This window comes from Pseudoalteromonas luteoviolacea S2607, from assembly GCF_001625575.1.
GTDB classification, from domain to species: Bacteria; Pseudomonadota; Gammaproteobacteria; order Enterobacterales; family Alteromonadaceae; genus Pseudoalteromonas; species Pseudoalteromonas luteoviolacea_E.
In genome coordinates, this window is sequence record NZ_AUXV01000067.1 from 160,443 (window position 1) to 176,554 (window position 16,112).

The following is a 16,112-nucleotide window of genomic DNA, read 5'->3' on the forward strand; positions in this document are numbered from 1 at the left end:
GCTTTGGTCTTTATTATATAGTGCTTCAAAACATAGCTGCAAATTTTACTAGCTAGGAGTTGAGCGAATGCCGTACACTTGAACTCGGAGTTGGTAGCCCCCATATTATGCTAATCATCGAACATTAACGTCATATCTCTGATGTATGATTACGGGAAATGACGCGAATACTAGAGTGTTTTCAAATAAGCTCGCTGGGCATATTTTATTAAATAGGAACAGTTTTCGCTTTGGTGGTTTGCAGATGCGCATAGTCTGGTATGATAGGGCATAAATTTATACTCGGCACACAGCACAAATTCGACTTTGTCGCCAACAGGACTAGTAAGCCTATTGGAATTCGCGAATGCACGGGCTTACAAATATAAGATTGAAATGGTTTAAACATGATAACTAAAATTTTTACCAAAATTTTTGGTAGCCGTAACGACCGGATGATCAAAAATTTACGCAAGACGGTCGCTTTAGTTAATGCTTTAGAAGAGCAGTATAGCAAGCTATCTGATGAACAACTAAAAGCAAAAACAGCAGAGTTTAGACAAAGATTTGAGCAGGGAACCAGCTTAGACGAATTACTTCCTGAAGCATTCGCTACTGTTCGTGAAGCATCAAAACGAGTCTTTGAAATGCGTCACTTTGACGTCCAAATGATAGGCGGCATGGTGCTGCATCAAGGACGCATTTCTGAGATGCGTACAGGTGAAGGTAAAACTCTGACAGCGACATTGCCTGCATATCTAAATGGATTAACAGGGAAAGGCGTACACGTCATTACGGTCAATGATTACCTTGCCAAACGAGATGCCGAAAATAACCGCCCCCTATTTGAATTCTTGGGTCTATCGGTAGGTTGTAATATACCAGGAATGATGCCGGCTCAGAAAAAAGAAGCTTACGCGGCAGATATCACATACGGAACCAACAATGAGTTTGGTTTTGACTATCTGCGTGACAATATGGCTTTCAGTATTGAAGAGCGTGTTCAGCGTCCATTACATTATGCAGTTGTGGATGAAGTGGATTCAATTCTTATAGATGAAGCTAGAACGCCACTTATTATTTCAGGCCCAGCTGAAGATAGCTCTGAACTTTATACTCAAATAAACAAAATAGTACCTGAGTTAGTTCAGCAAGAAAAAGAAGATGAAGAGGGTGTAGAGGGCGATGGCGACTACACAATCGACGAAAAATCTAAGCAAGCGCATTTGACTGAACGCGGTCAGGTCAAAGTAGAAGAGTTGCTTATTAAGCACGGCCTGATAGAAGAAGATGACTCTTTATATTCAGCGGGCAATATTACTTTATTGAGCCATGTTTATGCAGCACTGAGAGCTCATAAGCTGTATCAAAAAGACGTTGATTACGTTGTCAAAGACAATGAAGTTATCATTGTTGATGAACACACTGGTCGTACAATGGAAGGCCGCCGTTGGTCTGAGGGCCTGCACCAAGCTGTTGAAGCAAAAGAAGGTGTACGCATTCAAAACGAGAACCAGACATTGGCCTCGATTACATTCCAAAACTACTTCCGATTGTATGACAAATTGTCAGGTATGACTGGTACAGCTGACACTGAAGCGTTTGAGTTTCAATCTATCTATGGTCTAGATACCGTTGTTATACCAACTAACAAGCCGATGATCCGTGATGATCGTGCAGATTTAGTTTATCTGACGCAAGAAGAGAAGTTTGAAGCTATTTTGGCTGATATTCGAGACTGTCAAGAACGTGGTCAGCCTGTACTGGTTGGTACGATTTCAATTGAAAGCTCTGAATATCTGTCGCACTTCTTACGCAAAGAAAAAATTGAGCACAATGTGCTTAATGCCAAATTCCACGCTCAAGAGGCTGATATTATCGCCGATGCTGGTCTACCAGGATATGTTACTATCGCGACTAACATGGCTGGACGTGGAACAGACATTATGTTGGGCGGTAACTGGCAAAACGACATTGCTAAGATAGAAAACCCAACTGAAGCGCAAATTGAAGACGCGAAAGCGAAGTGGAAAGAGCTACACGATAAGGTATTAGAAGCCGGTGGCCTGCACATAATCGGTACTGAACGACACGAGTCGCGTCGTATTGATAATCAGCTGCGTGGTCGTTCAGGCCGCCAGGGTGATGCTGGTTCAAGCCGCTTCTATTTGTCTATGGATGACGCTCTAATGCGTATTTTTGCTGGTGAGCGCATGACAACAATGATGCGTAAACTCGGTATGCAACGTGGTGAAGCAATTGAACATCCATGGGTAAACCGTGCAATTGAAAATGCGCAGCGTAAAGTAGAAGCGCGTAACTTCGATATTCGTAAACAGCTACTAGAGTACGATGATGTTGCCAATGACCAGCGTCGCGTTGTTTATGAGCAACGTAACGAACTATTGGAAGAAGGTGATATTTCAGAGACGGTTAATGCTATTCGCAGCGATGTTGTGAACGGAATTATCGACCGCTTTATTCCGCCACAAAGCTTAGCTGAAATGTGGGATATTCCAGGCCTAGAAGAGCGCTTAAAATCAGATTTACTGTTAGAGATGCCTATTGCAAAGTGGCTTGAGGAAGACAGCAAGCTTTATGAAGAGTCTCTTAGAGAACGCATTGTTGAAGAAGCTGAAGCTGCATATAAGCAAAAAGAAGAGCAGGTTGGTGCTGAGGTACTACGCCACTTCGAGAAAGCCGTTATGCTACAAAGTTTGGATCAACACTGGAAAGATCACTTAGCTGCAATGGATCATTTGCGTCAAGGTATTCACCTTCGTGGCTATGCTCAAAAGAACCCTAAACAGGAATATAAGCGAGAGTCTTTCGAACTATTTTCTAATATGCTTGAGACTCTAAAAGTTGACGTTGTTGGTGTACTTAGCAAAGTACAGGTTCGCGCAGAGGAAGATGTTGAGAAGGTAGAAGAGCAACATCGTCGTAGTGAGCAAGTTCCAAAGCAATACCAGCATGAAGAAGCTGAAAAGGTTGGCGGTGAAGCACCTCAAGGAGCTGCAGTAGCAGCACGTGCGGAACCTAAAGTCGGTCGAAATGAGCCGTGTCCATGTGGTTCTGGTAAAAAGTACAAGCAGTGTTGTGGCAAGCTTAGCTAATTAGAAATATATAAGCATTACTAAAGCGGCCTTGTGTCGCTTTTTTTATGAGGATCAAAAATGACCAAAAAAGTCGTGAACGTGGCCGTTGGCGTTATCTACGAACAAGGCAAATATTTTGTGTGTAAACGCTCAGAAGAGCAACACCAAGGGGGGCTGTGGGAGTTCCCTGGCGGCAAAGTTGAGCCTCGGGAAAGTATTGAGCTTGCTTTGCAGCGTGAATTATCAGAAGAGATTGGCATTCAAGTGACGGACTCCAAGCATTTGCTAACAATTGAGCATGATTACGGAGACAAACAGGTGTGTTTGCATGTCCATGTAGTTGATCAGTTTTCTGGAAGACCGAGTGGATTAGAAGGTCAACCAAGTCAATGGGTGGACTATAACGAACTAAAAAACCTCGAGTTTCCAAAAGCAAATATTGCGATTATTGAGGCGCTATCGACATTTTAATAAGCCGTTACAATTGTTTTCACTGCAAGTTGTAAAAACTTCAGTGAGCAGGGTATGATTTGTGTATATAAAGTATGGAGTCAATAATATGCGCAAATCATATGCTGCATTTGGTATCGCTTTGGCGCTTGGTTTAGTTGGGTGCAGTGAGCAGCCAAAAACAGAAGCACCACAGGCCGTTACGCAACAACAATCCCTTAACTCTGGCATTGAACTAGAAAACATCGATCATTCAATTCGCCCTCAAGACGACTTTTACTATCATGTAAATGGCAAGTGGTTTGAAAAAACAGAAATCCCAGCGGACAAATCTAATTATGGCTCGTTTACCGAATTGTATGATGAGTCGCAAAAAGCGCTGCGTGTTATTTTGGAAAGTGCTGCAAATAATAGTAACGCTAGGCCAGACAGCGACGAATATAAGCTGGGTGCTTTCTACAAAAGTTATACTGACGAGTTGGCACGAGAAGAGCTTGGTGTTGCTGCGCTAAATGACTATTTGGAACCTATTCGCGAATTAAAAGATAAATCACAGCTTCCTCAATTAATGGCAAAAGTGCTCATGCAAGGGGGCACAACGCCCATGGCGTGGTACGTGAATAATGATGCCAAAAACTCTAGTGTCAATGCACTTTATTTGTATCAAACTGGTCTAGGTCTACCGGATAGAGACTTTTACCTCAAAGATACTGAGAAATTCGTTAACGTTAGGGCTGAGTATCAAGCTTATATAACTAATCTATTGTTCGAATTTGGCTATGATGAGAAGCAAGCAGAAGAAGCAGCTAAAGGTATCATTGCATTAGAAACACAAATTGCTCAGGCTCAATGGAGTCGAGTAGACAGTCGAGACGCTTCCAAAACGTACAATAAACTCAATGTTAAAGAGTTTAATAAGCAACTCGCTGATTTTGATATCGAAGCATATTTAAATACATTGGGAACCGATTTAGAAGAGATTATCGTCTCTCAACCTACATACTTTACCGCATTGTCTGAAGTGATTAAACAAAGTAATGTAGATGTATGGCGTGATTATCTCACTTTTCATTTCGCCAGCAATTATGCTGAGCTGCTTGAGCGCAAACTTGTTGATTTACACTTTGGGTTTTATGGTAAAACCTTAAGAGGGGTAGAGGAGCAAGCTCCAACTTGGAAGCAAGCTGTCGATGCCAGTAACGATGTGTTAGGCGAATTACTTGGAAAAATCTACGTAAAAGAGTACTTCCCACCTGAAGCGAAAGCACGCATGACCAAGATGGTTGATAATCTGATTGCTGGATTTTCTCAATCAATCGATGAGCTAGTGTGGATGAGTCCTGAAACTAAGGTGGCTGCTAAAGAAAAACTAAATAAGTTTACGCCTAAAATAGGTTACCCCGATAAATGGCGCGATTACTCAAAATTGGAAATCAGTGCGGATGATTTAGTGGGTAATTTTGCGCGTTATAACGAGTGGGCATATAAAGATATGCTTAGTGAAGTCGGCAAGCCAGTAGATCGCTCTAAGTGGTATATGACCCCGCAAACAGTCAATGCTTATTACAACCCAGTTAATAATGAAATTGTATTCCCGGCCGCAATTCTACAACCGCCTTTCTTTAATTTAGAAGCTGATGACGCAGTAAATTACGGTGCAATTGGTGCTGTAATAGGGCATGAGTTAGGTCATGGCTTTGACGACCAAGGGGCTAAATATGATGGCGATGGCAACCTGCGAAATTGGTGGACACAAAGTGATCTTTCACAATTTGAAGCGAGGGGACAAAAGCTTATTCAACAATTTGACCAGTTTAAGCCTTTTGAAGACGCCCATGTCAATGGTAAACTTACGTTAGGCGAAAATATTGGTGACTTGGGTGGGTTGACGGTTGCTCTAAAAGCATATCAATTATCATTAAATGGCCAAGATGCGCCAGAAATTGACGGTTACACGGGCGAGCAGCGCTTTTTTATGGGGTGGGCTCAAATCTGGCGTAGAGAATATCGAGACGAAGAATTGAGAAATCGTCTAATGACAGACTCTCATTCTCCTAGCCAATATCGTGTAATTGGTATTTTGTCGAATATGCCACAGTTTCATGAAGCCTTTGATGTAAAAGAAGGCGATGGCATGTACATCAAGCCAGAAGAGCGTGTGAAAATCTGGTAGTGTTGTAATCTCTTCAATAAAAAAACCTGCTTTGGGCATTGCTTGAGCAGGTTTTTTTGTGGAATAAACGGGCTTTATTAAAATTTGATAGCGCTGTCATTTTTTCTTCGATATGATGAAAAGCTAACAATAAGTTGGTTAGTACTATTCTCCGAAGCCCTTCAAAAGCCTGTTTGGTGTGTAAAATAATACCACTGATCAGTACAATTAAGTGTGTACAGCAGTACAAGCGAGCTTTTGCTAAAATGTGGTTTCAGGGCTTAGTCTATAGGAGCTGATATGAATTTTAGAAAAAACATGCTGACGCAAGTATTTGCAACAACGTTGATGGCCACATCGCTTGGAGCAAACGCGGCGCTTTCCCAATCACAGCTAGATGCCTTTGCACAAAATACGCAACTCACATTTTCGGTTGAAAACAACTTTCATGGTGGTGCTGGCAGCTTTATTGGCTCTCTGTCTCTCGAAAACCATTCAAATATCGCGCTTCCAAAAGGAAAAAGCGATTGGCAAATTTATATTCATTCGGTTCGGAAAATAAAAACAACTGAAGCCGTGGGGCTAAAAATAGAACATATTAATGGTGATTTGCATAGATTGGTCCCGACGGATGGTTTTCAGGGCCTTTCTCCAAGCAACTCAATTAAGGTCGAATTTGAAGCAGCCGCTTGGATAGCAGCTTATACAGACTTCATGCCACGTGCTTTTATCGTGGCTAGTGGCCAAACTCCTGCTATTTTTGCCAATACAAATACGGAAAATATGAAGAGTTTTGTTGCGCCATTTAGCCGTGAAAACCAACTAAAGCGTCATAATGAGCCGCTTGATTATTCTCCACTGGCAAATGCAACATGGCGCTATAAACACAATTTAAACTCTATCAAGGTAGATAAAGAGGCTGCTGTAAAACGCATTATTCCAAAGCCATATAGCGTTGATTTTAATCGAGGTGTTGCGGAGCTTACTAACAATTGGCAAATTCGTTTTGCCGGCAGACTAAAATCTGAAGTGGCTGTCTTCAAAGAAGATTTACAATCACACGGGCTATCGCTTGATGCGCAACCTGATCATATCGACGCTGGTAAAAGTCCGACAATCTATTTAAAAGTAGAATCGAACGGCTATAATCGGAGCGACTCTCTAAGCGCTTCAGGGAGTTATAAGCTCGAAGTGGATGATGATAAGATTGAAATCATCGGTGTAGACAATGCCGGTGTGTTTTATGGTATTCAAAGTTTATTGTCACTGTTTCCTGTCGAGCAAAGTGGCACGATTAAGATACCAAATGTCGAAATAGAAGATACACCGCGCTACGGTTGGCGAGGCATGCACTATGACAATGCACGTAACTATCATGGTAAAGATGCGTTGTTTAAGCTCGTTGAACAAATGGCACGTTACAAGTTGAATAAGTTTCACTGGCATTTTTCAGACGATGAAGGGTGGCGAGTAGAGATCCCTGACTTACCAGAGTTATCAGAAATTGGCGGCTACCGCTGCTTTGATCTACAAGAGCGTAACTGTTTATTGACTCAGCTTGGAACTGGGCCTTTCAAATCAGGCTCTGGTAATGGTTATTTGTCGAGGGAAGATTTTGTTGAACTGTTGAAATTTGCGAAGGCACGACACATCGATATTATCCCTGAGATTGAAGGTCCAGGCCATGCTCGAGCTTCAATTAAAGCGATGGAAGCGCGCTACTACAGATTAAAAGAACAGGGTAAAGATACGGAAGCAAGTGCTTACTTGTTAAGTGATCTTGACGATAAATCAGAATACTTAACGGTACAAAACTATACAGATAACTCAATCAATGTATGTATGGACTCGACATACGCATTCATTGAAAAAGTCACTTATGAACTTCAAGGTATGTACCGTGAAGCCGGCACACGTCTAACTAACCTCCACTTTGGGGGTGATGAAGTGGGGGCTGGTTCTTGGGCCAAATCTCCGGCTTGTCAGGCGCTATTTAAAGATGCCAATAATGGTATAGCTGGACCCGCAGATCTTAAACCATACTTTACGCAACGAGTTGCAAAGATCTTTGCCAAGCGAGGCATCGCGCCAGGCGCTTGGGAAGATGGCCTAATGTATGACCGAGTAAACCCATTCAAACGTGATGAATTCCCTAATCAAGTATTCACGGCAAATGTTTGGGATAATATTTGGGAGTGGGGTGTAGCCGACAGAGCCCATCGATTAGCCAATGATGGTTATCAAGTGATACTGTCTCACGGCACTCATTTATATTTTGACCACCCCTATGAGGCACACCCTGAAGAGCGCGGTTATTACTGGGCTGCACGCTACACAGACACTAAAAAAGCGTTTAGTTACATGCCTGATTATGTTTATGCGAATGCTGACTTTACAAGAAACGGTGAGTCGATTGACAACCTAGAAGCCCTCGTCGGGCGTCCATTACCCGCCTTGGAAAGACCTGAAAATATTCTTGGAATGCAAGGGCAGGTATGGACGGAAACAATCCGTACTGAAGAGCAAGTAATGGCGATGATGTTTCCACGGGTGTTAACCGTCGCAGAACGTGCTTGGCACAAGGCTAAGTGGGAGGCAGAAGTACGTGATGAAAAGGCCTTAGCAGCAGACTGGCAAGAGTTTTCAGCAACGTTGGCGTTAAAGGAGCTTACCCGTTTGACCAAGTCAGGAGTGAACGTCAATTTACCTGTTCCTGGTGCTATCGTTGAAAACGGTATGCTTGTAGCAAACAGCGCTTTTGCATACTTAACGATTGAGGTTAGTTTCGACAATGGCGGTACTTGGCAGGAGTATACAGGTCCGATGTCAGTGACAAATGCTCAAGCTGTTCGACTAAGAACCACACTAGATGGTAAAAAATATAGCCGCATCACTGGATTAGAGTGAATATTTACAATTCTTTAAATGTTTAAGGGGCGCTTGCCCCTTTTTTGAATACTATTTAGTATAATTTCTAACTAGTAATAAAGTAGATTTTAACGTAAAGTTAAATGTCAGCGCTGTCATTTTTGTGCTGCGCGAAGCAAAGACAGTGCTTTGACCTTAGCTTACAGCTGAAAAACTGACCGAGTGAATCGGTAGAGAATAATAAAATTTTGAGAGCTGATGGCTTGCATAGCCATCTGCAAAAATTGTAATAAAATTTAATTGCAAACAAGAAGAGTATTATGGAAGCAACAGTGGATATGAATGAAAAAGCGAAGCAGAGTGTCTGGTTGCCAATGACACTGGCTGGTTCTATGTTTTTTATATTGGGGTGTATCACCTGGCTGAATGGAGCTATTACACCTTTTTTACAGCAGATGCTTGAACTATCCCCATTACAAGCATCGTTTATTATTTCCTCATTTTACATTGCTGTGACAATTGCAGGCATTCCTTCTGCGATGGTAATAAAGCGTGTAGGTTATAAGAATGGTATGGCTGTAGGCTGTGTGATTATGGCGTTGTCTGCGTTGTTATATATTCCCGCAGCAAAAATGCAGGCAATTGAAATATTCTTACTTGCCCAGTTGCTGATTGGTGTAGGTCAAACAGTATTACAAACCGCTGTTAATCCATATGTTGTCAAAATGGGATCTGAAAAGTCGGCGGCGGTTCGTGTATGTATCATGGGTCTACTTAATAAATCGGCTGGCGTAATCGTACCAATTGTATTTGCCGCGGTTGTTGTAAGTGGTGTAGTACAAGGTGGAGAAAGCCTTTCTCAAGAACAAAAAGATGCGATGGCGAATAGCCTTATTGCACCTTACTTGGCGATTGCAGGCTTAATATTCCTATTTGCATTGTTTGCGAAGTTTGCCCCATTACCTGATCTTGTTTTTGAAGAAGAAGGTAAAACCTCTAAGGGTGAGCTTAGAGAAGCGCTACAACACCCTCATTTAGTATTAGGCGTTGTTGGTATCGCACTATATGTTGCCGTTGAAGTGATAGCTGCCGATACTATCGGCTCTTACGCATTGCATTTGGGTATTGCTGATTACTCAATCATGACCTCTTATACGATGGCCTGTATGCTTTTGGGTTACGCAATTGGTATTATATTAATTCCTCGTTTTATGTCGCAACAGAGCGCACTGGTGATGTCTGGGATCGCAGGTATTATTACTGTACTGGCTGTTGTTATGGGTGATAACGCTTCTTTTGCAATTTCTAACGTATTGCTGGTTCCTTTTGGTGGACCTCAGCTACCAGATCCGCTATTGTGTATCGCACTATTAGGCTTTGCCAACGCAATGGTATGGCCAGCAATTTGGCCACTGGCATTAGATGGGCTTGGTCGCCTAACTGGGACTGCGTCAGGTCTTTTAATTATGGGTATTGCCGGTGGTGCGCTTGGACCGCTATTAATAGGGCTAGGAAATGTGGCAGGATTAGGCGCACAGGGCGCATATAGCCTCATGATCCCAAGTTATATATTTATTCTCTTCTACGCTTTGAAAGGTCATAAAATGAGAAGCTGGAAGTAACCAAGAATTTCTATTTCAAAGTAGAAATAATCCCGTGTGTAATGCCACCTTTAAGGTGGCATTTTTTTGTGCGTGTTACTGCGCGCCAAGCGATTTCAAGTGATATTGCCAAATAAAAAGGTTAAAGCAGCCTTTGAGAGCCTCCCACACGGCTTAAAACGATTAACAGACGCTATAGGCGAGTTTGATTAAAACAAGCTTTGAGGGGAGTACATACATTTTTATGTCTGCGCAAGACAAAATCATTTAACTGGGTAGCCATTTTGATGCCGAGGAAATTTGCAATAGAATTAATTGTTTGAATTAAGATAAACTTTTAGACTTGATAGTTGTAAATAAACGTTTGATATACAAAGATATAAATTTTTTATTTGCTTTCTTGAGAAGTACCAAGAGGAGGGATGGGGCGACTGATGGGGCTCGAACCCACGACAACCGGAATCACAATCCAGGGCTCTACCAACTGAGCTACAGCCGCCACAATTTTCGTGTAACACCTTTGTGGTGTGGCGCGCATAATACAGAACTTTTTTTACAATGCAAAGCCTTTTTTTATTTTTTTACTGTTTTTAGTAGATTTGCAGCAATTTTCGTCGAGACAGCTAAAATTCATACTTTGTAATTAAACTTAATAGCTTAGAATAATTTATAGGAGAGTTTATGGAAGTACTTATGGATTGGCTGAATAATAATTCGGACACCTTGTCACATTACCTCATTCAAGGGGTAATCGCTTTAATCATTTTCTTTATTGGTATTAGGGTGGCTAAGTTTTCGGCGTCTTTAACAGAGAAGGCGATCAGTAAACGAAAAGTAGATAAAGCGGTCGGCACTTTTGTATCAAACATTGTTTACAGCTTGGTCTTTGTGGCGACCCTATTGATGGCACTATCGCAAGTGGGTGTTGAAACAACGTCATTTATCGCTATTTTGGGTGCAGCAGGCTTAGCAGTGGGTTTAGCGCTGCAAGGGTCACTCTCTAATTTTGCTTCAGGTGTGTTGATTATTATATTGAGACCTTTTAAGTCTGGTGATTATATTGACGCAGCAGGTCAATCGGGCAGTGTCCAACGCATAGAGATTTTTTCTACTGAATTGATAACGCCAGACAATAAAGTTGTTATAATACCCAATTCATCAATCATGTCAGGTGCGATAGTAAACTATTCTCGAGAAAAGACACGCAGAATAGACTTTGTAATTGGCGTAGGATATGACTCTGACCTTAAGCACGTGAAGAAAGTACTGCAAGAGGTGCTTGAAAAAGAGTCTCGAATTTTAAAAGACCCAGCTTATACTATAGCTGTTTTGGCATTGGCAGATTCAAGCGTTAATTTTGCTGTACGACCTTGGGTAAATACCAGTGACTATTGGCCAACTTATTTTGATTTGTTGGAAAACATCAAACTGGCGTTAGATGACGCTGGCATTAACATTCCTTATCCGCAAATGGATGTGCATTTACAAAAAGATTGAATATAAAGGTTACTTTTATAATGAAAATGAAACTGGTTTCTCTCTGCGTTTTAACAGCAACTTCTTCTTTTGTAGCAACTGCTGAAGCAAGCTCTGAAAGTTCTACCAAAGAGGAAAAAGTATGGGACATCACAAGTGAAGTGGGCGCAATTGTCACAAGCGGTAATACCGAAACAACAACACTCAAAGGTGAGATTAAGGCTAAGCACAATTTAGAAAGTTGGCGTAACGAGTATAAGTTGGATGGCATTTTCAAAGAAGATGAAATTGAAAATGACGACGGTGAAAAAGTCAAAGAACGTACTAATGAAAAGTACTCTCTATCTGTTCAAGGTAACTATAAACTAGTTGAAGATCACAGCCATTTGTTTATTTCTGGTTCTTACGCTTCCGATTACTTCGGCGCATACAGAAGTGAATCAGTATTGTCTGTGGGTTATGGCCTGAGATTGTTAAGTAAAAGCAACATGTACTTAGACTTCGAGATTGGTCCTGGTATAAAGCGCTTTGAATACCAAGATGATAGCACTGAAACAACGCCGGACGGAAAATCGTTAGCAGGAGAAACTGAAAGCGAGGTTATCGGCGTTGGAAAGATCGACTACGAATGGCAGATATCAGACAATGCTAAGTTCACACAATTGATAGCAGTAGAGTATGGTGATACCAACACTAAAACTGTATCGGAAACCGCATTACTGACAAAGATAAACGGTTCGTTGCAAATGAAAGTCGGGTATAATATCACCCATAATTCTGATGTTGATGAAGGCAAAGAAAAAACGGATACGGAAACCTCGTTGACCTTGGTTTACAGTTTTTAACACATAGACGCAGAATATAACAAAGATATGACAAAAAAAGGGCTGTCAGCCCTTTTTCTATTTCCTAGAACTCGTGTAGAATATGCAATCTTTTTTTGGATATTTGGCAAGCAGGATACAAATTAGATGTCTTTTACGCGTGTTTTAGCAATAATTTTATTTGGGTTTAGTGCCTTTGTTAGTGCATTCTCACCGACACCAGAGCAAATAGAACAGTTCAAAAAATTGCCTAAGTCACAGCAAGAGGCATTAGCGAAACAATATGGTATTGACCTGTCAGTATTGGGAGCCGGTACTAAAACCAATGCTGCAAGTAATATGGAGCTCTCTCCGTTAAGTATCGAGCCAAGAAACCCTGCTGAAATAGAAATAGAAGAACCTTTAAAGCCAGTCCAAAAAAAGTTGAAGCCATTTGGCTATGAGTTGTTTGCTGGCACGCCAACAAGCTTTGTGCCAACTGAGCAAATTGCCGTTCCAAATGATTATGTTTTAGCAAGTGGCGATGTGGTTTCCATTAGTTTATACGGCAAAGAAACAGCTATTCACGAATTAAAAATTGATCGTGAAGGCCGTTTAAGCATTCCAAATTTCTCACCCGCTTATGTTGCAGGATTAACTTATAAAGAATTAAAACAGCTTATTGACAATAAAGTAGCTACCGAAGCAATTGGCCTAAAGGCCTTTGTCTCTATCGCTGAGTTGAGAAGCTTACGTGTATTAGTAGTCGGTGAAGCATATAAGCCCGGCAGCTACATACTTTCTCCGCTATCTAATGTCACACATGCGCTTTTTGCAAGTGGTGGCTTAACAGATATCGCTTCATTGAGAAATGTTGAAGTAAAAAGAAAAGGAAAAAGCGTCGCCAAACTTGATCTTTATGATCTATTACTTAGAGGTGATAGCAGTGGAGATATTACATTACAGTCTGGTGACGTTGTATTTATACCGTCCGTTGGCCCTCAAGTAAGCGTTGAAGGGCTTATTAAACGACCTGCAATTTTTGAATTAAAGCATGGAGAAACTGCTGAATCGCTGATAACTATGTTTGGTGGGTTTCAGGAAGATGCATTTTTAGAACAAGTTGAAATAAAGCGTGTAGTGGATAACGCAAAAAAATCAGTAATCTCTGTCGATTTTAGCAAAAAACAAATTGATTATCTCCCACAGGGTGGTGATGTCATAAAAGTACAAAGTGTCAATAATGACATAATTGACTCAGTTACTCTAATCGGTGCGGTTTCTAGACCTGGTTACTATCAATGGAACGAAGATTTGAGCTTTGATCAGTTGGTTAAAAGTAGCAAAGCTGATTTACTCCCTCAAGCTGACTTAAACTATGCAATTATAGTTCGAGAAGGGAGAGCACTTGGTCAAATTGACATTATTCAGTTCTCTATTCTAGACGCCCTAAATGGGGAAAAAATTAGTCTTCAGAAAAATGATGAGGTTTATGTATTTAGTCGTTTTAACTATTTGCATAAAGAAGAGAATGCGCTTCGCAATTTGGCTCTGACAGCTGCTGAACAAGAGCTTCAGGAACAGGTGAAGTTATGGCATTTGTATGAGCGCGAGCAATTTAATAAGAAAATTATTTCTGCAGGAGTGAAGGTCAATACTGCAGAGATTAATGGTGATATCAAAAAAGCGACACCGACATTATTTGGTCGAGCTAAATTGCTTGCCCCAATTATTGCTAAATTAGAGCACCAGTCTACTGCGGGACAACCTGTCGCAATATTCGAGATTGACGGGCAAGTGAGGTTCCCAGGGGTTTACCCATTGTCGCAAAATAAAACGGCAAGAGACGCACTGGCTGCTGCAGGGGGGCTATTGGAGTCTGCATTTACAGAGTATGCCGAAGTAACACGTGGGCTGACAAATGGTGAAGTGCTTCATTTCCAAATTAACGACATTGATAGTAGAGCTAAAAATGAAGGTAAGCTTTTAGCAAGCCGCGATATATTAAATATTCTAAGGCAACCTAATTGGCAAGAAAGTTATAAAGTTCAATTAAAAGGCGAAGTTAAATTTCCAGGGATTTACACCATAAAACGTGGTGATAGCCTAGAGCAAGTTTTAACTAGGGCTGGCGGAATTACAAAATTTGCTGAGCCAAGAGCTGCCATTTTTACACGTGAAGCAATTAAAAGCCAAGAAGAAAAGCAGCTTCAAAAGTTGTCGGAAGATTTAAGAAAAGATATCGCATCAAAGAGTTTTCAAAAATCGATTGGCTCAAATACTTCACTATCATATGACGAGACAGATAAATTGCTGAAAGACTTAGCTAGCGTTAAAGCTCTTGGCCGTTTAGTTATTGACTTACCAGATATTATAAGTGGTAGAGAAGTTTTGAGACTTCAGGATGGTGATACTTTGTATATCCCTGGTAAACAAGACTCTATATCAATTATTGGTGAAGTAAATTATAGCTCATCTCATTTGTTTAAACAGGGCGTATCTATTGAGGAATATATCGCTTTGAGTGGTGGCATGAAAGATCGTGCTGATGAGAAAAAGGTATATGTAATTAAAGCAAATGGTGCTGTATTCATACCTAATTACACTAATTGGTTTGCGGTTAATAATCACCTTGAACTTGAAGCTGGAGACACAATAGTTGTGCCAATGGACTCGTCACACATGGATAATCTGACTCTTTGGAGCACCGCTACTCAGATATTTTATCAATTGGGTGTTGGTGTCGCGGCGATTGCAAGGATCTAGGTTGAGTCGATTATGAATAAAGAGAATAACGAAGTGGACTTTCAAGCCTTAGTCAAGTTAATTTGGAATAAAAAGTTCTACATCATTAGCATTGCGTTTCCAATAATTTTGCTAATTAATTTAGCCGTTTATTTTGGTGTTGAAAAAGAGTATTCAGCCCAAGTTTTATTGTCGGAAAGAAGCAGTAATAATCCGTTAGAGCTTCCTAGTGAGATGGGGGCTTTGGGGGCATTGGTTGGCTTCGGGGCAGAATCCACTAATGAAGCTGATAAATCTTTAGAAATAATGAAAACTCGAAAGTTTATTGGTCAGTTTGTGAACATGTATGGTTATGCACCTTATTTACTAGCGGTCAAAAAGTGGGATAAGGAAAGTAATGAAATCTCGTTTACCGAGGCGTATTCAGCTACTGATGGGTGGGCTGAGGGTGAACCGAATATCTTTCAAATTAAGAAGGCCTTTTTGGACTCGGTAAAAGTCGCTCAGGATAACGTAAGTAATTTTTACTCGATCGCAATTACACATAAGTCTCCTTATGTTGCAAAAGAAATCTTAGAAAACCTTGTTTCTGACTTAAATGAGTTGATGCAACAAAAAGCTATTCTTAGTGCCGACTCTAGCATTGAGTATCTTGAGAGAGAATTGGTAAATACGAAAAACGTTGAGCTGAGGCAGACGTTATTAAAGCTTGTCGAGGCTGAGTTGCAGAAAAAAATGATGGCTAGAGTCCACAGTGACTATATTTTTACAATTGAGGACCCAGCTGTATTGAAGTTAAAACACATTTTTCCGAACTACATGTTATTGGCAATACTATCGGTTTTTGCTGGGCTAGGTTTTGGTGTTTTTATTGTGTTATTGAGAGCAAAGTTTAAAGGGGTGAATCAATAATGCACAGAACGAATTCAGAAATGCACCT

9 protein-coding genes and 1 tRNA gene are annotated in these 16,112 nt (G+C 40.9%); 9 read left to right on the forward strand and 1 reads right to left on the reverse strand.

What is annotated here, in order from left to right:
* The first annotated feature begins 386 nt into the window (after window positions 1-386).
* The 5 genes from secA (at window position 387) to nagP (ending at window position 10,169) form a co-directional block, all read left to right on the forward strand.
* Window positions 387-3,095: a preprotein translocase subunit SecA gene (gene secA, locus N480_RS20940; protein WP_063374386.1), complete on the forward strand. Its 2,709-nt coding sequence runs from the start codon at window positions 387-389 to the stop codon at window positions 3,093-3,095.
* A 60-nt stretch (window positions 3,096-3,155) separates the two neighbouring features.
* A complete protein-coding gene (gene mutT / locus N480_RS20945; protein ID WP_063374387.1) occupies window positions 3,156-3,548 on the forward strand; it encodes an 8-oxo-dGTP diphosphatase MutT in 393 nt (130 codons plus the stop codon).
* Between the two features lie 88 nt (window positions 3,549-3,636).
* The gene (locus N480_RS20950) at window positions 3,637-5,700 is read left to right on the forward strand and encodes a M13 family metallopeptidase (RefSeq protein WP_063374388.1); all 2,064 of its coding nucleotides are present in this window, start codon (window positions 3,637-3,639) and stop codon (window positions 5,698-5,700) included.
* Window positions 5,701-5,979: 279 nt separating this feature from the next.
* Window positions 5,980-8,586: a family 20 glycosylhydrolase gene (locus tag N480_RS20955; RefSeq protein WP_081231951.1), complete on the forward strand. Its 2,607-nt coding sequence runs from the start codon at window positions 5,980-5,982 to the stop codon at window positions 8,584-8,586.
* Between the two features lie 281 nt (window positions 8,587-8,867).
* The gene (gene nagP / locus N480_RS20960) at window positions 8,868-10,169 is read left to right on the forward strand and encodes an N-acetylglucosamine MFS transporter NagP (RefSeq protein ID WP_063374389.1); all 1,302 of its coding nucleotides are present in this window, start codon (window positions 8,868-8,870) and stop codon (window positions 10,167-10,169) included.
* A gap of 402 nt (window positions 10,170-10,571) precedes the next feature.
* On the opposite strand, the gene N480_RS20965 is transcribed toward nagP, so the two are convergent.
* Window positions 10,572-10,647, reverse strand: a tRNA-His gene (locus N480_RS20965).
* 182 nt (window positions 10,648-10,829) lie between these two features.
* On the opposite strand from N480_RS20965, the gene N480_RS20970 reads away from it, so the two are divergent.
* From N480_RS20970 to N480_RS20985, 4 genes are all read left to right on the forward strand, one after another.
* Window positions 10,830-11,645, forward strand: coding sequence for a mechanosensitive ion channel family protein (locus N480_RS20970; RefSeq protein ID WP_063374390.1), 816 nt, complete (start codon window positions 10,830-10,832; stop codon window positions 11,643-11,645).
* Between the two features lie 20 nt (window positions 11,646-11,665).
* Window positions 11,666-12,469 (forward strand): DUF481 domain-containing protein, encoded by an 804-nt coding sequence (locus N480_RS20975; RefSeq protein WP_063374391.1) that lies wholly within the window; start codon window positions 11,666-11,668, stop codon window positions 12,467-12,469.
* A gap of 126 nt (window positions 12,470-12,595) precedes the next feature.
* The gene (locus tag N480_RS20980) at window positions 12,596-15,193 is read left to right on the forward strand and encodes an SLBB domain-containing protein (RefSeq protein ID WP_063374392.1); all 2,598 of its coding nucleotides are present in this window, start codon (window positions 12,596-12,598) and stop codon (window positions 15,191-15,193) included.
* A 12-nt stretch (window positions 15,194-15,205) separates the two neighbouring features.
* Complete coding sequence (locus N480_RS20985; RefSeq protein WP_063374393.1) at window positions 15,206-16,084, forward strand: hypothetical protein; 879 nt, start codon at window positions 15,206-15,208, stop codon at window positions 16,082-16,084.
* Window positions 16,085-16,112: the final 28 nt, after the last annotated feature.